Genomic DNA, 21,725 nt, shown 5'->3' on the forward strand with positions numbered 1-21,725 from the left:
CGGGTTCCTGGCGACCCCCTCACCGCTCCACCCGGTAGCCCCGACCCCGCTCGCTGCTCACGGCCTCCGGCGCGAGCTTGCGGCGCAGGTAGCGCACGTACACGTCCACGATGCGGGCCTCGCCGCCGAACTCCGGCCCCCAGACCCGGTCGAGCAACTCCTCGCGGGTAAACCAGCGGTCGGGGGCCAGCGCGAGGGCTTCGAGTAGCGCGTACTCGCGGCCCGTCACCGCGACCTCCGCCCCGTCCCAGGTCACCACGCGGGCCACCGTGTCCAGCACCCCACGCCCGCCCGCGAAGGTCACGCGCGGACTGGGCGCTCCGCGCTCGCGCCGCGACAAGGCCCGCAGGGTGGCAAGCAGCTCGGGCACCGCGAACGGCTTGACGAGGTAGGCGTCCCCACCGAGGTCAAGGCCCTGCACCCGGTCTTCCAGCTCGCCCCGCGCGGTCAGGAAGAGGATGGCCGCCTCCGACCCCGCCGAGCGCAGCTCCCGCGCGATCTCGAAGCCGTCCATGCCCGGCAACATCACGTCTAGCACGACGAGGGGATACTCGCCGACGAGCGCCTCCTCCAGGCCCTCTGGCCCGGTCTGCCGCCACGTCGCCGCGTAGCCCGCCTCGCGCAGGGCGCCCAGCGTCGGCTCCGCGATGCGGGGGTCGTCCTCGACAAACAGCAGGCGCATGGGGTCAGTCTAGAGGGGTGAATGAAACGGGCGTTAACCGCCCAGCGTTCGGAGCAAGGCCCACCCCAGCCCCACCACCCCGGCCAGGAACAGCAATCCCAGTGAGGGCAGCAGCCACGGCAAGCGCCGCGCAAGCCGCCCGCTCCGTGCCCGCGCGTCCGCCAGCACGGCTGGGGGAAGCCCCCGCGCCGCGAGCGCGAGCACCGTGGGCACCACCACGAGGTCGTCGCCCACGCCCAGTAGCGGCAGGGCCTCGGGCAGCAGGTCCACCGGGCTCAGCGCATACGCGAGTGCGGCCAGGGCCGCCAGCCGTGCCCGTGCGGGCGTGCGGCGGTCGCGCAGGGCGAGCAGCAGCGTCAGGGCGTCCCGCCAGATGCGGCGCAGTCGGAGGATCACGGGGATAGATACGGGGAAAGGGGGTTGCGGGTTGCCGCCTCTGCTATCCTGACCCGCAGGCAAAGCGGCCCGTGCGCCGCCCACCCCGGAGGTTCCCCCAGGCAACTGACTCGGCCCCGCCGCCGAGCCAGCGTGTACCGCGAGGACACGCGAGAGACACCGCAGCGACCCATCACCACGAAAGCGCTCCCACTGCGGGGGCAGGTGATGATTGGCTCGTTCCGGCGCTCTCCCCGAGGAGACTCCGTCCGGTTCGGGCACGTTCGGCATGTGGCTCCGGCGCGGGCGGTGTGCTAGGATTTTCCACTGGTGACTCGCCCCCCGTTCTTGGGCGGGCCGGGCGAGCGAAGAAGGCCGGACACCGGGGCAGCGTTCCCGGCGCGGCAGGAGGAAGGGAAGAGATGTTTGCAATCATTCAAAGCGGCGGCAAGCAGTACCGCGTGCAGGAAGGCGACGTCGTGCGTGTGGAGTCCCTCACGGGCGAAGCCGGACAGACCCTGAGCCTGACCCCCCTCTTCGTGGGCGGCGAGCAGGCCATCTTCGGTGAAGGCGCCGGGCGCTACAGCGTGGAAGCCGAGGTCGTCGAGCACGGCCGCGGCCCCAAGATCTACATCCGCAAGTACAAGAGCGGCATCCAGTACCGCCGCCGCACCGGGCACCGCCAGAACTACACGGCGATCCGGATCACGGGCATCAAGGGCTAATCCCCGTTCTCGCTCCCTGGCGAGAACCGAGCGGAGCGAGAAGGGGCAGACCAGGAACTCGCGGCGTGGAGCGGCCCGAGGTGCAGTGTCCGAGGGACACGGAACAGAGCGAGTTTCGCAGCAGGAGAGGTGAACTGAAATGGCACACAAGAAAGGCGTGGGTTCGTCCAAGAACGGACGTGACAGCAACCCCAAGTACCTGGGCGTGAAGAAGTTCGGCGGCGAAGCCGTCGTCGCCGGGAACATCCTCGTTCGGCAGCGCGGCACCAAGTTCAAGGCGGGCCAGGGCGTCGGCATGGGCCGCGACCACACCCTCTTCGCGCTGGTGGATGGCAAGGTCATCTTCACCAACCGGGGCGAGAAGGGCCGTTTTATCAGCGTCGAGACGGTGCAGGCGCCCGTCGCCGCCGACTGACACACGGCTGTACGGCACGCCCTGCCCGGCGACGTGGCGGGGCGCGCTTTTTTTGAGACTCCATAACAGGCTGAGACGAGACAACAGAGGAGGTGCCTCATGGCATTTCGTGACGTGCTGGACATCGAGCTGGCGGCCGGAAATGGCGGCGACGGCAGCATGAGCTTCCACCGGGCCAAATACATGGAAAAGGGCGGCCCGGATGGCGGCCACGGCGGGCGCGGGGGCAGCATCATCCTGCGGGCCATCGAGGGCGTTGAGAGCCTGGAGCGCCTGGTCGGGCGGCGCAAGTTCAAGGCCGAGAACGGGGCCTACGGCGAGGGCCGGTTGCGCCAGGGGTCGGACGGCTCGGACCTCTATATCGACGTGCCGGTGGGCACCACCGCCTTTGACCGCGACACGGGCAAGGTGATCGCGGACCTCGTGCGGGTGGGCCAGGAGCAGGTCATCGCGCGGGGGGGGCTGGGGGGCCGGGGCAACTCGACCTTCGTGAGCAGCACCCGGCAAGCGCCGCGCTTCGCGGAACTCGGCACGCCGGGGCAGAAGCGCCGGGTGCGGCTGGAGCTGCGCCTGATCGCGGACGTGGGGCTGGTCGGCTACCCCAACGCGGGCAAGAGCAGCCTGCTGGCGGCGCTCTCGCGGGCGAACCCGGCCATCGCGGATTACCCCTTCACGACCCTCTCCCCCATTCTGGGCGTGGTGGACCGCGCCGAGGGCGACGAGCGCTTCACAATGGCCGACATCCCCGGCATCATCGAGGGCGCGTCCGAGGGCAAGGGACTGGGGCTGGAGTTCCTGCGGCACATCAGCCGCACCCGGCTGCTGGTGTATGTGCTGGACGTGACCCGCGACCCGGTGGAGGAGCTGCGGGCCTTGCAGGCCGAGCTGCGGGCCTACGACCCCACCTTGCTGGACAATGCCGCCGCCATCGCGCTGAACAAGACCGAACTCGTCGACGAGGATCTCGTGGCGATGGTGGAGGGCGAGCTGGCCGAGTCCGGCCTGCCGGTGCTGCCCGTCAGTGCGAAGACGGGCGCGGGGCTGCCCGAGCTGCGCGAGGCCCTCTTCCAGCTTCTGCCCGACCGCGAGCTGTGGGCGCAGACCCAGGCACTGGAGGTCGAACCCGACGAGGTCCGCGAGGAACCCCTGACGCTGACCTTCCGCGAGGACGCCCCCGAGCGCGGCGCAACCGAACCCGAGCGGGTCTGGGAAGTGCATGGCGGCGGCTTCGAGGCGCGGCTGGACCGTTTCTCGCGCCATATGGAAGACGCCGCCGAGTACCTCTCGAACCTCTTCAAGCGCCAGGGCCTCTACCGCGAACTCAAGCGGGCCGGGGCGCGGGAGGGCGATACCGTGGAGATCGGCCCCTTCCGCTTCGAATACTTCGAGGACGAGGAGTAGCCCAACATAAGGAGGGCCTCGCTTGCACGACTCGCAGGCGAGGCCCTTCCTCTGTTCCCGATCAGCCCTTGGTGACGATCCGCACGGTGATCATCTCGTCGGGGGTCGCGCCCTCAATGGGCTGCTCCTGCCCAGAACTGGCGTCGGCGGTACGGGTCAGCTTGGCGAGCACGTCCTCGCCCTGCACGACCTTGCCGAAGATGGTGTGGCGGCCGTTCAGAAAGTCGGTGGGCGCGAAGGTGATGAAAAACTGCGAGCCGTTGGTCGCCGGGCCGCTGTTCGCCATCGCCAGGATGCCCGCCGAGTCGAAGGTGAGATCGGTGCGGAACTCGTCGGCGAACTGGTAGCCGGGACCGCCGCTGCCGGTGCCGGTGGGGTCGCCCGTCTGCGCCATAAAGTCCTCGATGACGCGGTGGAACTTGATTCCATCGTAGTAATGGTTGCGGGCCAGCGTCACGAAGTTGTTCACCGTGACGGGCGTTTCCTGCTCGTACAGGTCGGCGAGAATCTGACCCTTCGTCGTGTCGATCAGGGCGTAGTAGTCCTGGCCTTCTTCCAGCGCGAACTCCGGCTCCGACTCGTACTCGCGCACCGGCTCCTCGGAGAGCGCGGGGACGAGCGTGTACCCAGCCGGGACCGGGCCGGGTTCAGTGACCGTCTCGGCGCTGGCCTCTGTGTCGCCGCCTTCGGTGGCCGCCTCGCCCTCCGCGTTCGCCTCTTCCGTATCAGTTTCGGTCGAGGTCTCGTCGGTGGCCGGGGTGTCGGTCTGGGCTTCCTCGGTCTGGCTGGTCTGGGTGTCGGTGGTGCTGGCTTCCTGGTCCTGACAGGCGGTCAGGGTCAGCAGGGCCGTGAGGATCAGCAGGGCGCGTTTCACACGGGCAGTCTAGCGGGAAGGGGGCTGAGAAGAAGGGGCGAGCGACCACTCCACGTGCCGTCTACACTGGGCGGGTGATCGTGACGATAGACGGCGTGGCGGCCAGCGGCAAATCGAGCGTGGCGTCGGGGGTGGCGCGGGCGCTGGGCATTCCTTACGTCAGCAGCGGCCTGCTGTACCGCACCGCGACCCTGCTGGGGCTGGAGGCGGGGCTGGAGCTGAATGATGCGACGGCCTTGCTCGCGCACCTGCGGGCGAATCCTCTGCGCCTCGAACCCCGCGCCAAGGGCAACCGGGTGTGGGTGGGGGAACGCGAACTGACCGCCGAGCTGCACTCCTCGCGGGTAGACGCGGGGGTGAGCCGGGTCGCTGCCCTGCCGGAGGTGCGGGCCTGGGTGGACGCACAGCTCCGTGCCTTGCCCGAACCCTTCGTGGCCGAGGGGCGGGACATGGGCACGAACGTCTTTCCCCACGCGGGGGCCAAGTTTTACCTGACCGCCAGCCCCCGCGTCCGCGCCGAGCGCCGCGCGAAGGAGCGCCCCGAGGACGTGCCCGCCATCGAAGCGGCCCTGACCGAACGCGACCGCCTCGACACGGTGCAGAGTGCCCCCGCCCCCGACGCGCGGGTGATCGATACCGGGCCGCTGACGCTGGATGAGGTGATCGGGGCGGTGCTGTCGGAGCTGCCGGAACATGTTTCGCGGGGCTGAAAGTCTTGCAAAGTCAAAAAGAAGTGGCCCGCGTATCCGGCGGGCCACTCTCTTTTGGTTGATGCTTACTTCTTGCTGGCGTTCACCGTGATGACCGGGGAGGTCCAGGTCTCCTGGTGCTCGGGGTTGCTGGCGTCACCCAGCGCCTTGAGCACCGTGACCTTCACGATGTACTGCCCGTTGGGCACGGCCTTGCGCTTGTTCTGCGCGTTGTCACTGGCACCGCGGCTCCAGCTCACCATGCCGTCCCAGCCGAAGGCGAAGAAGCCGGTGGCCGTGCTGTTGCGCGGCAGGTACTCGTCGGTGCTCGCGTTGAAGAACTGCGAATGGGCCGGCTTCCCGGTGGCTGCTTCCAGGATATCGAGCCTGAAGGACCGGGCGAAGTGGTCGAGGTGGAACAGGAAGTAGGGGTAGTCGCCGTCCTTCATGGTGAAGGTGGTCGGCGCGGCGATGGGCTGGTAGCTGCCACCGCCCAGCGAGCGGGCCATCGTCTTGGTGCCGTTCAGGACGGGAAGCTTCTGGTAATCACCCTGGAAGCCCGCGTAAGGCACGCGCAGGGTGGTGCCGCCGCCCTGGGGCGTGAAGACGAGGTAGCCGCCGTACACGCTGAGGTCCGGGCCATTCGGGGTGATCGTCGCGGTGACCTGGGCGCTGCCGCCCGCCGGAACGGTGACGCTGCTGGTGCTGAAGCTCACGGCCGCGCTGGGAGCCAAGGCGCTCACCATGTAGTTGCCTCTCGAGGTCAGGGCACCCTGGTGGCTCACCGTGTAGGTCACGGGCGCCGGGCCGCTGTTGGTGATCGTCAGGGTCTGGGGCGCGACGCCACGCTCGCTCTCCCCCAGCGACAGCTTGCTGGGGGTCACGGTGGTGGTGGTGGTCACCGCGTTGACCACATTGACCATGCCCGCGCCCTGACGGTGGACGAAGTCGAGGAACCCCAGCGCCGGGTTGCCGTTCCAGGGCTTGGGCACGGCGGTGTTTTGCAGCAGGCCGCGCATGTCTTCGGCGCGGATAGGCTGTCCTGCCCCACGCTTGGCCTCGATGACCAGCGCCGCCACGCCCGCCACATGCGGCGAGGCCATGCTGGTGCCGCTAAGGGTGGCGTACCCTCCGGAAGCGAGGTCAAGGGGATAGGTTGCGCGAATCAGGCCGCCGGGCGCCCCGAGGTCGGGCTTGAGGCTGAGGTCGGCCGCCAGCCCGTAGGAACTGGAAGTGTCGAGCGTGTTGCCGGTGGGGTTGCTGTAGCTGCCCGCGCCCGCCGTCCAGGTCATGCTGGCGCCGGGGGTGCTGGCGACGTAGTCGTTGATGGCCTTACCCAGCGCGTCGGACACACCCACAACCGGGATGGTGATGGCCGGGTCAGCGGGGGTGGTCGGCGCGACGCTGGCGGCCAGTGGCCCCACGGCGTTGTTGTAGAGGATCACGGCGGCGGCCCCGGCCTGCTGGGCATTGAAGGCCTTGATGTAGAAAGAGCAGGTCCCGCGCCGGATCAGGACAGCCTGCCCTGCGAGCGAGTTGGCGGGGAGAGCCGCGCAGCCGTCGGCGGCAGAGGCCGTCGTGCCCGTCTTGGCGAGGGGCAGGGTGCCGCCCGTGGGCGCAGCAGGCGAGGGCGAGGCAGCCTGGTACCCGACCTTGCTGCCGTTGCCCAGCACGAACTCGTTGAGGTAAACGTGGCTGTTCATGAAGTTCGCCACGCCGATGACCTTGTCGCCCACGCCGGGAGCACCCGCTGCCCACACGCCGCCCGACCCACTGTTGCCGATAGAAGCCGCGACGACCACACCCGCGTCCACCAGATTGCTGGCTGCGACTGCGCTGGGGTACTCGGGCCAGGAGTTAAAGGACGAACCGATGCTCATGTTCAGCACGTCCATACCGTCGGCCAGCACGCGCTCCATGGCCTGCACCATGATGTCAGCCGAGGTGCTGCCCGCGCAGCCGAAGACGCGGTAGATACCCAGCGAGGCACCCGGTGCCACGCCCTTGACGGTTGCGCCATTGCCCGCCGCAATTCCCGCCACGTGTGTGCCGTGGCCACCGCAGTCGTCTACATTGTCCTGTCCGGGAACCGGTGTATTTGACCCATTAAAGGCGTCGCCCACAAGGTCATAACTCGCCACGACACGACCCTTAAAATCCGGGTGGTCGAGATCGAGGCCAGTGTCCATGATGGCGATCTTAACGCCTTTGCCAGTCAGCCCCATCTCGTTTTGCGCCGTGTCCACGCCCGTCTGCCCGATGGCCGTGGTCATGTCGGGCTCCTTGGCGGGGGTCAGTTCGGGCATCGTAACGTTCAGCACCGGGTAGATGGCCTTGACACCGTCAAGGTCCTTCAACTTGCCCAGGTCGGCGGGGTCCACACGCACCGAGACGCCGTTGAAAAGCCGCTCGAACTCCAAGCGGTCCTGAAACTTGACGCCTGCCGCCTTCGCCTGCTGGCGGAAAAGTTGGCGCTCCTGCGCGATGGTGGCGCGGCTGCCCCCCTTACTGGTGGGCTTGCCACGAAACTCCACGAACCAGAGCTGAGGCGTCTCGTTGTCCGCCTGTGTGGTGGGCACCGAGAGGGTAGTCAGCAGTCGAGCAGGTGTTGTTCCCGACTGCTGCGCCACCGATGCAGGTTGAGTCCCGCAAGCAGCGAGGGTCAGGGACAGGAGGGTCAGGGCGGCACCACGCTGGAACATCCGGTTCTCCATGCATCTCCTTTAAGGGGGACCCATACGCCTACACGCCGACCTTTGGCCGACGCACATCGTCTCTAACAGGTTCCTTACAAAAAATTAATCTGTGAGGAAACTATAAATATTTAGTTTCGGGGCAAATGTGATGAGGTCTAGTATTTAGCTGGCGCAAAACAGACTCCGACCACTGGATGATGTGAAAGGTGAGGGCCGGACCCATTCAGGTCCGGCCTTCCCTTGCCTCAGGTTAGGGGCGCTGAATGCCGAACACCGGGCTGGTGTACGTTTCGATGTGATCGGGGTTGTTCTCGTCGCCGAGGGCCTTCAGAACCCGCAGGCGCAGCCGGTAGTCGCCGTTGGGTGCCGCGTTGCCATTGGCCAACGTGCCGTCCCAGCTCCAAGTGTAGTAGGCGTTACTGGTCGGGCCGGTGTAGCTGTTGCTGGCATTGCGGCCCACATACTCGTCACGGCTCACGGTGTCCAAGAGATTGCCGTTGGCATCCAAGACGTCCATTTCTATCCAGCGCGACTGGTGCGCGAGGTGGACCCACAGGCGCGGGATATCGAGGACGAACGCCGCCTCTTCACCCTCTTCGGCCACATTGACCTGACCCAGAGTGAAGACAGGCTTCTCGGTTGGGGTAGCCCCCTCGAAGTAGATCTGACCTTCAACTCCATCAAACAGAGCTGGGAAATTCCGCGGCGTGGTGCCTAGGCCATAGCCCGGCAGCGAGATATTGCCCAGCACCTGAATGCTCTGGTAGTCCCCGATCAGGCCACCGTAGGGCACGCTCAGGTCCACGCCCGTCACGCCCTGCATCACGATGTGGCCGCCGTATTGACCGCGAACCGGAGCCGTCGGCGCGGTGATCGTCACCTCCAGTTCCACGCTGGAGTATGGAGCCACGCTGACATTGATACCACCTTCCGCGATCTCGGCAGACTCGCCGTTGACGCTTACCGTAGCCGCAACAGTCAACGGCTGCGGAGCGAAGGTGCTCGCGCTGATAGCCAGTGCAGGCACGTGGTACACCTGGTAAATCTGACGCACGGCGCCGTTGTTGCGCAGGGTCAGGACCTTGGTGCGGGTGGGGAACGCCTCGCTCTCGCCCAGCGCGATCTTGCTGGGCGTCACGCTGACGCCACTTTCCAGAGCCGCGAGCGCTGCAGGCGCATTCATCAGTCCAGCGCCCTGCCGCTGCACGAAGTCCACGAAGGGGCTGATCGAGCCGTTCAGGAAGTAGTTTCCAGGGACGGCCGTGTTCTGGAACAGGCGACGGGCGTTGCCGTCAATACTGGCCAGCTGGGGGTGCTTTTCCAGCAGCAAGGCCGCGATACCCGCCGCGTGCGGGGCCGCCATGCTGGTGCCGCTGAGCACGGCGTATCCGGTGGCCTCCTGGGTCAGCGGGTAGGTGCTCTTGATCAGTCCACCGGGGGCGCTGACGTCGGGCTTGAGGTCGAGATCAGGCGAAGGGCCGTAGCTCGAGAAGCTGCTCAGGGTGTTGCCCGTGATGTTGGGGAACAGCTGGGTATCACCCGTGAAGGTCACGGTCGAGCCGATGGCCGCGTCGAGGCGAGCGCCGTCTTCCGGGGTAAGGCCGACCACCGGAATCTCGATCACCACGTTGTCGCTGGCGAGGCTGGGAGCCACCGTCGCCGACACGACGCCCGGCGCGTTGTTGTAGATCAGCACCGCCTTGGCGCCCGCTGCTTGCGCGTTCAAGGCTTTTTCACGGAACGAGCAGGTGCCGCGGCGAATCAAGACGGCCTTACCCTCCAAGCTGTTCGGAGCGTAGGGACTCACTCCATTGACGCTGCATCCATCGTTGGCGGTCGTGGGGGTGCTGCCCGGTGCCTTGGCCAGAGGAAGGCTCAGGCCGGTTTCAGGGTCGGGCGCACCCGTCGCAACGGCGTAGCCCAAGCGGCTGCCATCGGCGGCGAGTACCAGAACCCCGAGTTCCAGCTTGGTGTTGTCAATCGAGGCCACCGAGATCACGTTCTCGCCGAGGCTGGGTGCTCCCGTGGCGTACTGGCCACTGGTACCGCTGTTGCCCGCCGACACGGTCACGATCATGCCGCGCTTGGCCAGGCGGCTGGCCGCTTTGGCGGTCGGGTAAGAGGGCCACTGGAAGGCCGCGCCAATGCTCATGTTCAGCACGTCCATATCGTCGGCGTCGGCCCGCTCCATGGCTTGCAGCATGATGTCGGCGTTCGTCGAACCCTCGCAGCCGAAGACCTTATAGGCGCCGAACTGCACGTCGGGCGCAACCCCCAAAAAGCCGTTGGTGGGGTCGTTGGCGCCGACGATGCCCGCCACGTGCGTGCCGTGGCCACCGCAGTCGTCGGGGTTGTTGTCCGGAACAGGCGTGGTATTGCCATTCGAGCCGAAGGCGTCACCGACAAAGTCGTACCCGGCCACGACGCGGTTGCGGAACGCAGGGTGCTCAAGGTCGATCCCGGTGTCCATCACGGCCACCTTGACGCCCTTGCCGGTCAGTCCGAGTTCCTCGCGGACATAGGTCGCTCCGGTCAGCCCTGCGGCAGTCTGCACCTGAGTTTCGGAGGCGCCCTGTTCCAGCATCGCCTGGGGCCGTTCAATCTCCAAGACAGGAAAGACGCTCAGAACTCCGGGCATCCGGGAGATTCGCGCGGCTTCTGCAGGCGTCACGCTGACGCTAAACCCGTTGAAGAGCCGCTGGTAACTGCTGTGCTCCTGCCAGCGAATGCCGGCTCGGGCCACCTGGGCACGGAAGCTGGCCTGCTGACCCTGCAGGCTCTGAGCGCCCAACACGGTGGGATCGCCCTCCAGCTCAACGAAGTAGCGTCCCGTCGTGCTGGAAATTTCACTGACGGGGACCCGGATGGCAGTGCCGCTCTGGCTGGGGGCGGGGGTGCTGGGTTGACGGGCGTTTTGACTGCCGCATCCGGCCAGCAGGATGGCTGCGGTAAGCAGCAGGGTCGTACGGGGAGTATTCAAAGTCAGTCTCCTTAATGGTGGGCAGCGACCTTAACGGCGCTCCAGTTCAATGCGGTACTGGTTGTTGAGATCGTCGTCGGTGGCCGTCTCATCGTCGTAGATGTCGAAGCTGGTCACCATCACGTAGTAGGTGCCTGCCTGCGGCGCGTTGAAGCGGATATCGGCGTCGTATTCCTCGCCGCTGTCGTCGTCCCGCTCCAGCACCGTGCGGCCGTCCGGCATCAGAATCTCGACGTACGGGTCGAGGGTGCTCTGCGGGAACAGGCCACTGCGTGTCCGCACGGTCAGACGCAGGCGGTCACCTGCTTGAGCGTTGAAGCGGTAATAGTCACGGTCGCGGGCCACGCCAGCGATGCGGGCATTGACCCCTTCCCCGATGTTGATCAGAGTGGCCCGCTCCAGCACGTCATTGTCCTCGCCGGGATCAAGCGCCACGGTCACGAGTTGGGTCGCCTCGGCGGTCTGCCCTGCCGTGTCATAGGCCACCACCCGAATCGTTCGCACGCCGTTTTGCCGGAAGGTGAACGGCAACGTGGTTTCGTAGGGTGCCTGCGTATCGGTAAAGACCAGTTGGCCGTCAAGATAGAACTCGACCTTGGCGATGCCGCGGTCGTCCTGGGTATTGGCCCGCACGGTCACGGACGTGTCCCGCGTCAGGGCGGTGCTGCTCGTGCTGACGCTCACGGTGGGTGCCGCGTCAATGTCCACGTTCACCGTGGCGGTGTCTTCACCGAGGTTCCCGGCGGCGTCCCGTGCGACCGCGCGGTAGGCCAGGGCGCCGTTCTGGGCCGAGGTCACCGTGTCGGTAGCGGTATAGGGTGCCTCGCGGTCCTCACCGATCTTCTCGGTGCCGCGGTAGAACTCCACTAGGGTCACACCGACGTTGTCGGACACGGTGGCCCTCAGGTTCACAGCCGTCCCGGTCAGGGTCGCTTGCAGATCGACGTTGGGGGCCTGCCGGTCGGGGCTGGCACCACAGGCGGCCAGCAACAGGCCGGTCAGAAGGGCGAGGGGCAGGGTACGCGATGGCTTCATCTGAACTCCTTGAGGAACCGGTGGGGAACGCGGGCAGTCAACGGGCCTGGTCTCCAGCCCGAAGCTGCAGACAAACGGCCGCCTGTGAGGCAGCCATGATTTCCGGTGACAGCACTATAAGGCCCGAATGAAGAGGAGGCAAACGTGATTCATTGCACCGGTTGCCCTATTCCCACCCCCGTCGCCCCCTCCAGCGGACACAGGTGCAGCACCGCCCGCACTTCTTCCATCGTCACGTGCTCATAACGGGCCACCTGTTCGTCGGTCGTCAGGGCCTTGCCCAGCGCGAGCGCGTCCATGCCCAGCGCGAAGAGGCGGCCCCCCGGCGTTTCGGCCCGCAGCAAGGTGGAGACGGCCAGCTTGCGGGCGGCGCGGCGCACCCGCTCGGGCGTGAGGTTCTCTCCAGCGCGGCGCAGCACGTTCAGATAGGTGGCGTGAACTTCCGGGAAGCGTTCCGGGTCGCAGGAAAAACCACCCTCGAAGGTGCCCGCGTCCGTGTAGTCCAGATGCGCCAGGTCCGCGCCGTCGGCCAGCCCGGTATCCAGCAGCGCCCAATAAAGATCGCCGTTCTCGCCGCCGATCAGCTCGGCGAGGACCGCCGCCGCCTCGCGCAGCGGGTGCCGGGCGGACACGCCGGGCAGCGCGAAGGCGGCCTGCACCCGGCTGAGGCTCTCGTCGGGCAGGAAGCGGAAGGTGCCGGGGTGACGCGGCACCGCCGGAGCGAACACCGGGGCTGGGAGCCCGCTCGGCCAGCCTGCCAGTTCCCGCGCGGCCCAGGCTTCCACCGCGTCCGGGTCGAAGGCGCCTACCACGGTCAGGGTGACGCGCCCGGCCCCGTACCGCTCGCGCCAGTTGCGGGCCAGCGCCTCGCGGGTCAGCCCGCCCACCGTTTCCGGCGTGCCCAGGATGGGGTGGCCCAGCCCGTGTTCGCCCCAGTAGGCGGCCCGCAATTCATCAGCCACGCGCACGGCGGGCTGCTCGGCGTACATGGCGATCTCCTCCAGAATCACGCCGCGTTCGGCCTCGATGTCGGCGGGGCGCAGGGCGGGACGCAGCAGTTCGGTCAGGGTGCCGAGCAGTTCGCCCGTCTGCTCGGGCAGGGTCGCCGCGTGGTAGACGGTGGCTTCCTCGCCAGTAAAGGCGTTGGCGTGCCCGCCGAGGTCGTCCAGACGGGCGTTCAGCTCAGCCGCCGGAACCGACTCGGACCCCTTGAACATCAGGTGTTCGAGGAAGTGGGAGGCGCCGAGTTCCTCCGGGCGTTCCTCCCGCGCCCCGGTCGCCACGAAGTAGCCTGCCGCGACGGTCTGGGCGGCCTTGTCCGGCTCCAGCAGCAGGGTCAGGCCATTCGGGAGCCGCCGCTCGCGCAGGGTCATGCAGCCTCCCCGGTGTCCTGGCCCGCCGCGTCCGGCCCCAGGGTGACCACTGTCGCTCCGGAGAGGGGGTCGTATCCGGCCAGGAAGGTGTTCACGTCCTCCAGGGTCAGGGCCGACACCGCCGCCCGCAGCTCCGCGAGGGGGCGCACCCGGCCGAAGAGCGCGAGGTCGCGGGTCAGGCTCCCGGTCCGCGAGCGCAGGCTCTCGGCGCCGAAGACCACCCCGGCGAGCAGGCCCCGGCGTGCCCGCTCGAACTCGGCCGCCTCCAGCCCGGCGCCCAGGCGGCCGAGTTCCGCGAGCAGCACCTCCAGCGTCTCCGGGGCGCGGCCCGGCGTGCTGCCCGCGTACACGCTGACGAATCCCTGTCCCCCCAGCACCACGGGCGAGGCCCCCACGCTGTAGGCCAGCCCCCGCTCCTCGCGCACGGCGTGGAAGAGGCGGCTGGCACTCCCACCCGAGAGGGCCGTCAGCGCGACCTGCCAGCGCAGCCAGTCGGGGCTGAGCGGGGGGACGCCGGGCGCCGTCACGCTGAGGTGGGTCTGTTCGGCTTCCGGGTGGGGGACGTGGGCACGGGCACCGGGCACGAAGCGGGCGGGGACGACCTGCGGCTCCCCGCCGTTCCAGCCCGCGAAGGCTCGCTCCACGAGGCCGCGCACCTCGGCAGGATCGGCATCCGCCACAATGCCCAGCACGCTGCCCCGCGCCGGGTACTGAGCATGGAAGGCCCGCAACCCCTCTAGCGTCAGGCGTGAGAGGCCCTCCCGCGTGCCGCTCGCGGGGTGGACATAGCCCGCGTGGGGCGAGGCGGAATCGGGCGGAAAGGCCACCCGACGCGCCTCCACCGCGAGGCGGTCGGGGGGGCTTTCCTCCAGCGCTTCGAGGTCCTGCCGGGCAAGGTCGGTCAGGATGGGCAGTTCCTCCGGCGGCAGATGGGGCCGCCGCACGAGGTCGGCGGCGAGGCCCAGCGCGGCGGGCAGGTCGGCCACCAGCCCGCTGAGGCTCACGCGCGTCGCTTCCGGCCCCACGCCCCCGCCCCGGCGCACGCCGAGGTCGTCGAAGGCGTCGCCCAGGGCGCGGGCATCCCGGCCTCCGGCTCCCTTGGACCACCATTCCTCCAGCACACCCGCCGCCCCCTCTTCCCCGCGCGGGTCGTGGGCGCTCCCCACGGGGACGCGCAGGTCGAAGGCGAAGCCCGGCCCCCGGCGGCGCTCGAAGGCGACCGTCAGGCCGGAGTCCAGGGTCCAGACATGGGTGGGTGGGGCGGGGGGCAACGTCACCGGGGGAGTGTAGCGGCTGGGTGGGGAGAGGCTGGGAGCCAGGTTGCAGTCCTCCCCTACTCGCCGGCCCGCCGCAGCGCCGCCGGAGCCTCGGCTCGCAAGGTCAGCCGCTCGCCCGTCACCGGATGGGTCAGGGTCAGCCGCTCGGCGTGCAGGAGGTAGCCCAGGTCACCGGGGAGGCCGGGGTCGTCCGCGCGGGGCAGGCCGCCGGGGGCGTAGAGGGGGTCGCCCACCAGGGGATGCCCCGCCGCCGCGAGGTGGATGCGAATCTGGTGGGGCCGCCCGGTGTGCAGGTCCACCTCGAACAGGGTCGCCCCCGGACGCCGCTCCAGCACCCTCGCCACGCTGAGGGATGCCTTGCCGGACGCGCTCGCCGCGTACACCGTGCCCAGCCGGGGATGGGGCACCGGGCCGATGGCGGTCGTGAGCGCCCGCTCCTCCCATTCGGGGTGGCCGGTGCCCAGCGCCCGGTAGACCTTCTTTACCTCGTCCGCCCGCCAGGCCCGCGCGAGGGTCGCCGCCGCCTCCCCCGTGAGGGCGAACAGCACCAGCCCCGACGTGCCGCGCCCCAGCCGGTGCAGGGGCCGCGCCCCCGGCCAGCGCCGCCGCACCTGGGTCAGCAGGGTGCCCTCCAGAAAGCCGCCGCCCGGCAGCGTGGGCAGGCCGGAAGGCTTGGCGACCGCGAGCAGGGCCACGTCCTCGTAGACGACCCCGAACTCCAGCGGCACAGCTTCCTCCTCCCAGGGGGGACGGTGCCAGTCGAGGCGCTGACCGGGACGCAGCGTCTCACCATCGTGGGCCGTCTCGCCGTCCAGCCGCACCTCGCCCGCTTCCAGCCGGGAGCGCCACGCCGCATCGTCCGAGTGCCCGTGCGCCCGCGTGAGGTAGGCCAGCACGGTCAGGTCCCGCGCCCAGGCGGGGACGCGCTCGCGGTAGACGTAGCCGGAATTGAGCGGCATGAGAACAAGGGTAAGGCCGGGACCGTGCCCTGGGGCGCTCTCCGGGCGAGTGCCCGCCGCCATGCTGGGGGGGTGCGCCGTCTCCTCCGCTTTCTGCTGATTCTCGCCGTGCTCGCCGGGATTGCCTACCTGCTGTGGCCCTCCCTGGAAAACGCCCGGCGCTACTCGGCCCTGCTCGCCGCGCCCACGCCCGCCGAGGGCAGCCTGCCCAATCCCCTGCCAGGGCAGTCCTTCGTGGACACCTGGGGCGCGGCCCGTTCCGAGGGGCGGCGGCACGAGGGGGTGGACATCTTCGCGCCGCGCGACACGCCGATTCTCGCCACGACGCCGGGCGTCGTGGTCAACGTAGGCGAGAACCGCCTGGGGGGGCGCACGGTGATGATTCTGGGTCCCGGCGGGCAGCGGCACTACTACGCCCACCTGGAGCGCTACCGCGAGGACCTGAAGGAAGGCGACTGGGTCGAGGCCGGGGACGTGGTGGGCTATGTGGGCGACAGCGGCAACGCGCAGGGCACGCCGCCGCACCTGCACTATGGGATTTACGCGATGGGTGGGGCGATCAATCCGTATCCGCTGCTGGGGCAGGAGTAGCGGCCAGCTTCCAGCCGCCAGCGTTCATAGATGCGGCGTGAGGTTCACCCCCGTCACCAGCGCCGTGTGGCTCGTCCGCGACAGCTCCACCGTGACGAAGGCCGTGTCCCCGAAGCGGAACCAGGCCCGGTGTGCCCCGGTCAGCTCGCGCAGCATGGAGTTCAGAAAGCCCCCGTGCGACACGACGAGGGCATGTTCTCCCCCACCCTGCCAGATCAGCTCCAGCGCGAGCAGGGCGCGGGCGCGAATGGCGGCCTGTGATTCGCCGCCGTCGTGGGTGAGGGACGAGAGGTCGTGGCGGAAGGCGGGCACCGGGTAGCGTTCTTGCGCCTCTTCACGGGGCAGACCCGCCAGCGGTCCGTTGTCCCACTCCATCAATAGCGGAGTCGGGGTGACGGGCGACTCCGGCGCCCCCGCCCCGAGGGTGGCCGTCTCGAGTGCCCGGCTCAGGGTGGAGGTGTACACCCGGTCGAAGCCCGGCGGATGGGCCTGCCAGTAAGCCGCGAGCGCCCTCGCCTGGGCGTGGCCCACCGCCGTGAGGGGTGAGTCGTAGCGGCCTTCATGTACGTTCTCGTCGTCGGCGCGGCTGCGGCCGTGACGCAGCAGGGAGAGGCGGAAGGTCACGCCGTCCTCGTCGCCAGCACCACGTTCTCGCGGCGGCTCACGCTGATCTCGGTGCAAAGGAGGCGCGGGTGGGTGAAGAGGGCCTCACGCAAGGGGTCGCCGCCCTGCATCCGCTCTGAGAGGAAGGCGGGCGGGCTGAAGTCGTCCAGCACCAGCATCCCGCCAGGGCGCAGCGCGTCCGCGAGGGCGTCCAGGCTCTCCTCCCCCTTCGCCGGGGTGCAGTCCACGAAGATCAGGTCGAAGGGGCCGCCCTTTAGCGCCGTCCGCCAGTCGGCACAGCGGACCTCGGCGCGGGGGTCGCTCGCCAGCCGGGAGGCGACGGCTGAGGCACACGCCGGGTCCACGTCCACCGTCAGGAGGCGGGCCGCAGCGTCCAGCCCGGAGAGCAGCCAGGCCGTCCCCACCCCCCAGCCGCTGCCCAGTTCCAGCACCCGCCCGCCGGGACGCGAGGCCGCCAGCGTTCGCAGGAGCCGCCCGGTTTCGAGCGAGCAGGAGCGGGAGAAACCGTATGCCCCCGCCTCCTCCACTGCCCGCACGACGAGCGGCGGCAGGGCCAGCGCCGGAGGCGTCTCCCCCCGCGCCGCGAGCACCTGCCGCAGTTGCACGTCGTCGGCCCAGGGCAGCGAGCGAGGGTCCACCCAGGCGATGGGGCGGCCCTCCGGACTCGGCTCCAGCGCGAGCAGCCGCAGGGGATAGCACTCGGCGTCCACGCCCGACGCGCCGCGTAGGGTCACGGGGTCCCCAGCCACCTCACAGTGGGCGCCCACTTCCTCCCAGGCCTCACGCACCGCCGCCTGCGCCGCCGTCTCGCCGGGGTGAATGCCGCCGCCGGGAAGCGTCCAGCCGCCCCATTCCAGCCCGGTCATCAGCACGCGCCCGTCCTCCCGCTCGATCCACGCGCAGGCCCGGCCCACCCGCACGGGCGAGGGCGAGAGGTTAAGAAAGGACTTCATGCGGGCACCGTGTGAGCCTGGAGAAGACAGGCCGAAGCAGGGGCCACCGCTGACGCTCGTCCATACGTCCCACTCACAGCTCCCCCCGGTACTTCTCTACCAGGTCATCCAGCGCTTCCCGCAAGAGGCTAGCCTCGGTGCGCCCCAATGCACCCGACAGCTTGGAAAGGCGCTCAAGCTGGCTCTTGGGGTAGTAGTTGGACTTCAGGACCATCTTGCTCTCCACGTAGATGCAGGCCCGGCCCCGCCCCTCCCGCTTGGCCCGCAGCAGCGCCTCGTCAGCGGCGCGTTGCAGGTCGGCGAAGGTGTGGGCATGGGCGGGCCGCGCCGCCAGCCCCACGCTCAGGCCCAGGGTGCGCGGCCAGTGGGGGTCGCGGTGAATCTGGAAGTGCCGAATCACCTCGTCGAAGAGGATCAGCGCCGTTTCTGCTGCCGTCTCGGGAAGGAGCGCTGCGTATTCGTCGCCGCCCAGCCGTCCGATCACGCTGCCCGTCGGCAGGCTGCCCGACAGCAGCCGCTCCACCCCGCGCAGCACCCGGTCGCCCTCGGTGTGCCCCAGCGCGTCGTTCAGCGTCTTGAAATGGTCGAGGTCGAGCAGGGCCAGGGTGACGGGAGCGCCGCGCAACTCCTCGAAGGCGGTCTCGAACGCGGGGCGGGTCAGGATGTCGGGTCTGGGCACAGAAAGCCTCCTGGTTGGAATGCCCCACCATACATCATGCGGTCAAACATATATATGTTTGATCTCTTATGTTGTCGCAACGAGTAGGAATCCATCGTCTCAGTCGCACTTGAGCGCGACAGACTCAGATTGTTGGACTTATGGAGTTGACATTCTTGAGTCCAAGCGACTAGGATTCCGTCTGGAACGGCGAAAACCGCTCAGTCCGGGCGGAGGGAGCCCCAACGCATCTCATCCACAGGAGGTTCATCCATGCTCAAACCGTTAGGTGACCGTGTGCTGGTCGAAATCGTCGAGGAAGCCGAGCAGAAGACCGCTGGGGGCCTGTACGTGCCTGATACTGCCAAGGAAAAGAGCCAGCGCGGCAGGGTCATCGCCGTGGGCAACGGCAAGATGCTCGACAACGGCACGCGCGTCGCGCTCGATGTCAAGGAAGGCGACACCGTGTACTTCGCCAAGTACGGCGGCACCGAAGTGACGCTGGAAGGCAAGAACTACAGCATCCTCAGCGAGCGCGACATCCTCGCCATCGTCGAGTAAGACCCGCGCGAGAGGCCCCTGGGCCTCTTCTGCCGGGTCGGCACTTCCCCCTCTTTTTCCTGCACGCTTAAGGAGCAATCCACATGGCTAAACAGCTTGTATTTGACGAATCCGCCCGCCGCAGCCTCGAGCGCGGCGTCAACGCCGTCGCCAACGCCGTCAAGGTCACCCTGGGGCCGCGTGGCCGCAACGTGGTCATCGAGAAGAAGTTCGGCTCCCCCACGATCACCAAGGACGGCGTGACCGTCGCCAAGGAGATCGAACTCGAGGACAAGCTCGAGAACATCGGCGCCCAGCTGCTTAAGGAAGTCGCCTCCAAGACCAACGACATCACGGGTGACGGCACCACCACCGCCACCGTGTTGGGTCAGGCCGTCGTGAAGGAAGGTCTGCGGAACGTGGCGGCGGGCGCCAACCCGCTGGCCCTCAAGCGCGGCATCGACAAGGCTGTGGCCGTCGCCATCGAGGAGATCAAGAAGCTCGCCGTGCCTGTCGAGGACAGCGACGCGATCAAGAAGGTCGCCGGGATCTCTGCCAACGACGAGGCCGTCGGCCAGGAAATCGCCAACGCGATGGACAAGGTCGGCAAGGAAGGCGTCATCACCATCGAGGAGTCGCGCGGCTTCGACACCGAAGTGGACGTGGTGGAAGGGATGCAGTTCGACAAGGGCTACATCAGCCCCTACTTCATCACCTCCCCCGACACGATGGAGGCCGTCCTCGAAGACGCCTACATCCTGATCAACGAGAAGAAGGTTTCCTCTCTCAAGGACCTGCTCCCCGTGCTGGAAAAGGTCGCGCAGACGGGCCGCCCGCTGCTGATCATCGCCGAGGACGTGGAGGGTGAGGCGCTCGCCACGCTGGTCGTGAACAAGCTGCGCGGCACGCTGAACATCGCCGCCGTCAAGGCCCCCGGCTTCGGGGACCGCCGCAAGGAGATGCTGCGCGACATCGCCGCCGTGACCGGGGGGCAGGTCGTCTCCGAGGACCTCGGCCACAAGCTGGAGAATGTCGGCATGGACATGCTGGGCCGCGCCGCCCGTATCCGCATCACCAAGGACGAGACCACCATCGTGGACGGCCAGGGCAACCAGGCCGAGATTGACGCCCGCGTGAACGCGATCAAGGCGGAACTCGACTCCACCGACTCTGACTACGCCCGCGAGAAGCTGCAGGAGCGCCTCGCCAAGCTGGCGGGCGGTGTGGCCGTGATCCGCGTCGGTGCGGCGACCGAAACCGAGCTCAAGGAGAAGAAGCACCGCTACGAGGACGCCCTCTCCACCGCCCGCTCGGCGGTCGAGGAAGGCATCGTCGCGGGCGGCGGCACCACGCTGCTGCGCGTGATCCCCGCGGTTCGTGCGGCCGCCGAGGGCCTGACGGGTGACGAGGCGACCGGTGCCCGTATCCTGATCCGTGCCCTGGAAGAGCCCGCCCGCCAGATCGCCGTGAACGCTGGAGAGGAAGGCAGCGTCATCGTGAACGCGGTCATCAACTCCGACAAGGCCCGCTACGGCTTCAACGCCGCGACCGGCGAGTACGTCGAGGATATGGTTGCCGCTGGCATCGTGGACCCCGCCAAGGTGACCCGCACGGCCCTCCAGAATGCCGCCTCCATCGGTGCGCTGATCCTGACCACCGAGGCCATCGTCTCCGACAAGCCCGAGAAGGACAAGGCGCCTGCGGGCGCTGGCGCGGGCATGGGCGGCGACATGGGCGGGATGGACTTCTAACCAAGCTGTCGGACGGTAGCAAGCGACCGTCAACGAAAGAAGAAACCGGGACCTGTGCCCCGGTTTCTTCTTTTAGTTGTTGTGGATTGTGTGGTGCTTCCCCAGGCTACTTGAGCCGCTGATAACACAAAGTTGCAGTAGAAGCGGAGGATCAGGGCTCTGGCGGTAATCTGGTGGTAAACGACTCACAGGTGCAACGGACGATGCGGGTCGCGTTGAATTTTCTCCCGTCTATCTCGATTTCCGTCTGCCACGTAACCTCGATGTCCCCGCCAGGACTTGTGAAAGTCACCGTACCGTCAGGATTAGGCTGGACGGCGACGCCGCGGCCGCCGCCGCTCCTCACCCTAACGCCGCTGCCAGTACCTGACCCAACCGATACCCATGACCCACCTGATCCCCCTTCTGGTGAGGCTTTTTGAAGACGTTTGCCTGTGACAATGACCGTATCCCCGTTATCATCGGCGGGGGCATCTTCATTCGCGCTGGCAAAGCTGAGAATTCCGAGTGACAGGACAGAGAGCAGTAAGACTGATCGGCGCACGTTGAGCTCCTTGAGGGAACGGGCATCAGGCGAAGGGCGTGGGCGGCAGCAGGTGGGGCGAATTGTGCGCGGTGGAGCGCCATACATGCTGGTTGGTCGCCGATCTCCATACACCTCTTGATTTCGGCTCGCCTGTGTGCTAATGGCGCCGGCCAAGCGGTGCCGAGTTCCTTACACCAAACGGCAGCCAAATGCAAGGCTTGTGGCGACAGGTGCACTCCGCCTACGCTCTGGGAAGCCAGTACGTTCCCGTCCAGACGGGCTTGGGGAGATTGGAATGACAGACCTGCGTATCCTGATTCGGTGGTCCGCTTTGACCCTGGGTGCTTCGTTGGCTCTTCTCACCTCAGTGTCTGCCGTTCGCTCTACGGCGGCTCGGGCGTCTCTCGCCTTTGAGCGGCCAGCGGAATGGCTCATTGAGCAACCCAGCCCACATCCACAGCCGGGGACTGTAATCACCGTGATCAAAGGCGGCTGAGGCCGGGGCGACCAGCATGAACGCAGAGGCGAGGCAACGGTTCGGACCCGGTAGGATAGTGGGCGTTTGCGGCAGAAGACTCGACTTGCTGCGAAAGTAAGATTC

At 68.0% G+C, this 21,725-nt stretch carries 19 protein-coding genes; 7 read left to right on the plus strand and 12 right to left on the minus strand.

Features of this window, described 5'->3' with window-relative positions:
• Positions 1-19: 19 nt before the first annotated feature.
• Positions 20-682, minus strand: a complete 663-nt coding sequence (locus tag F8S09_RS08040) for a response regulator transcription factor (RefSeq protein WP_152870904.1) — start codon at positions 680-682, stop codon at positions 20-22.
• A 33-nt stretch (positions 683-715) separates the two neighbouring features.
• Entirely contained in the window at positions 716-1,078 is a 363-nt protein-coding gene (locus F8S09_RS17950) for a YkvA family protein (protein WP_322618646.1), read from the minus strand.
• A 401-nt stretch (positions 1,079-1,479) separates the two neighbouring features.
• Here F8S09_RS17950 and rplU point away from each other — a divergent pair, with 401 nt between their 5' ends.
• From rplU to obgE, 3 genes are all read left to right on the plus strand, one after another.
• A complete protein-coding gene (rplU, locus tag F8S09_RS08050) occupies positions 1,480-1,782 on the plus strand; it encodes a 50S ribosomal protein L21 (protein WP_152870908.1) in 303 nt (100 codons plus the stop codon).
• A gap of 139 nt (positions 1,783-1,921) precedes the next feature.
• Positions 1,922-2,197, plus strand: a complete 276-nt coding sequence (gene rpmA / locus F8S09_RS08055; RefSeq protein ID WP_152870911.1) for a 50S ribosomal protein L27 — start codon at positions 1,922-1,924, stop codon at positions 2,195-2,197.
• A 99-nt stretch (positions 2,198-2,296) separates the two neighbouring features.
• The gene (gene obgE / locus F8S09_RS08060) at positions 2,297-3,598 is read left to right on the plus strand and encodes a GTPase ObgE (RefSeq protein ID WP_152870914.1); all 1,302 of its coding nucleotides are present in this window, start codon (positions 2,297-2,299) and stop codon (positions 3,596-3,598) included.
• A gap of 61 nt (positions 3,599-3,659) precedes the next feature.
• Here obgE and F8S09_RS08065 read toward each other — a convergent pair whose 3' ends face one another.
• Entirely contained in the window at positions 3,660-4,472 is an 813-nt protein-coding gene (locus F8S09_RS08065) for a peptidylprolyl isomerase (protein WP_322618647.1), read from the minus strand.
• Positions 4,473-4,546: 74 nt separating this feature from the next.
• Here F8S09_RS08065 and cmk point away from each other — a divergent pair, with 74 nt between their 5' ends.
• On the plus strand, positions 4,547-5,182 hold the full coding sequence (cmk, locus tag F8S09_RS08070) for a (d)CMP kinase (RefSeq protein WP_322618648.1): 636 nt from the start codon (positions 4,547-4,549) through the stop codon (positions 5,180-5,182).
• 65 nt (positions 5,183-5,247) lie between these two features.
• On the opposite strand, the gene F8S09_RS08075 is transcribed toward cmk, so the two are convergent.
• From F8S09_RS08075 to F8S09_RS08100, 6 genes are all read right to left on the minus strand, one after another.
• Complete coding sequence (locus F8S09_RS08075; RefSeq protein WP_227978562.1) at positions 5,248-7,863, minus strand: S8 family serine peptidase; 2,616 nt, start codon at positions 7,861-7,863, stop codon at positions 5,248-5,250.
• A 244-nt stretch (positions 7,864-8,107) separates the two neighbouring features.
• Positions 8,108-10,837, minus strand: a complete 2,730-nt coding sequence (locus tag F8S09_RS08080) for a S8 family serine peptidase (RefSeq protein WP_152870919.1) — start codon at positions 10,835-10,837, stop codon at positions 8,108-8,110.
• 30 nt (positions 10,838-10,867) lie between these two features.
• Entirely contained in the window at positions 10,868-11,872 is a 1,005-nt protein-coding gene (locus tag F8S09_RS08085) for an Ig-like domain-containing protein (protein WP_152870922.1), read from the minus strand.
• 149 nt (positions 11,873-12,021) lie between these two features.
• Positions 12,022-13,245, minus strand: coding sequence for a M16 family metallopeptidase (locus tag F8S09_RS08090; RefSeq protein ID WP_152870925.1), 1,224 nt, complete (start codon positions 13,243-13,245; stop codon positions 12,022-12,024).
• Positions 13,242-14,522 (minus strand): M16 family metallopeptidase, encoded by a 1,281-nt coding sequence (locus F8S09_RS08095; protein ID WP_322618649.1) that lies wholly within the window; start codon positions 14,520-14,522, stop codon positions 13,242-13,244. The genes F8S09_RS08090 and F8S09_RS08095 overlap by 4 nt, the downstream gene beginning before the upstream one ends.
• Before the next feature lie 56 nt (positions 14,523-14,578).
• On the minus strand, positions 14,579-15,481 hold the full coding sequence (locus F8S09_RS08100) for an RluA family pseudouridine synthase (protein WP_152870929.1): 903 nt from the start codon (positions 15,479-15,481) through the stop codon (positions 14,579-14,581).
• A 72-nt stretch (positions 15,482-15,553) separates the two neighbouring features.
• Between F8S09_RS08100 and F8S09_RS08105 the strand changes: the two genes are divergently transcribed.
• Positions 15,554-16,072, plus strand: coding sequence for a M23 family metallopeptidase (locus tag F8S09_RS08105; protein WP_322618650.1), 519 nt, complete (start codon positions 15,554-15,556; stop codon positions 16,070-16,072).
• 24 nt (positions 16,073-16,096) lie between these two features.
• Here F8S09_RS08105 and F8S09_RS08110 read toward each other — a convergent pair whose 3' ends face one another.
• From F8S09_RS08110 to F8S09_RS08120, 3 genes are all read right to left on the minus strand, one after another.
• A complete protein-coding gene (locus F8S09_RS08110) occupies positions 16,097-16,696 on the minus strand; it encodes a histidine phosphatase family protein (protein WP_322618651.1) in 600 nt (199 codons plus the stop codon).
• Positions 16,693-17,649: an NUDIX domain-containing protein gene (locus F8S09_RS08115; RefSeq protein ID WP_152870934.1), complete on the minus strand. Its 957-nt coding sequence runs from the start codon at positions 17,647-17,649 to the stop codon at positions 16,693-16,695. Before F8S09_RS08115 ends, F8S09_RS08110 begins: the two co-directional genes overlap by 4 nt.
• 73 nt (positions 17,650-17,722) lie before the next feature.
• Positions 17,723-18,328: a diguanylate cyclase gene (locus F8S09_RS08120; RefSeq protein ID WP_322618652.1), complete on the minus strand. Its 606-nt coding sequence runs from the start codon at positions 18,326-18,328 to the stop codon at positions 17,723-17,725.
• A gap of 252 nt (positions 18,329-18,580) precedes the next feature.
• Between F8S09_RS08120 and groES the strand changes: the two genes are divergently transcribed.
• Positions 18,581-18,868, plus strand: a complete 288-nt coding sequence (gene groES / locus F8S09_RS08125) for a co-chaperone GroES (RefSeq protein WP_152870936.1) — start codon at positions 18,581-18,583, stop codon at positions 18,866-18,868.
• 83 nt (positions 18,869-18,951) lie between these two features.
• Positions 18,952-20,598 (plus strand): chaperonin GroEL, encoded by a 1,647-nt coding sequence (gene groL, locus F8S09_RS08130; protein ID WP_152870939.1) that lies wholly within the window; start codon positions 18,952-18,954, stop codon positions 20,596-20,598.
• The last annotated feature ends 1,127 nt before the right edge of the window (positions 20,599-21,725 follow it).

This window comes from Deinococcus terrestris (assembly GCF_009377345.1).
Lineage (GTDB): Bacteria > Deinococcota > Deinococci > Deinococcales > Deinococcaceae > Deinococcus > Deinococcus terrestris.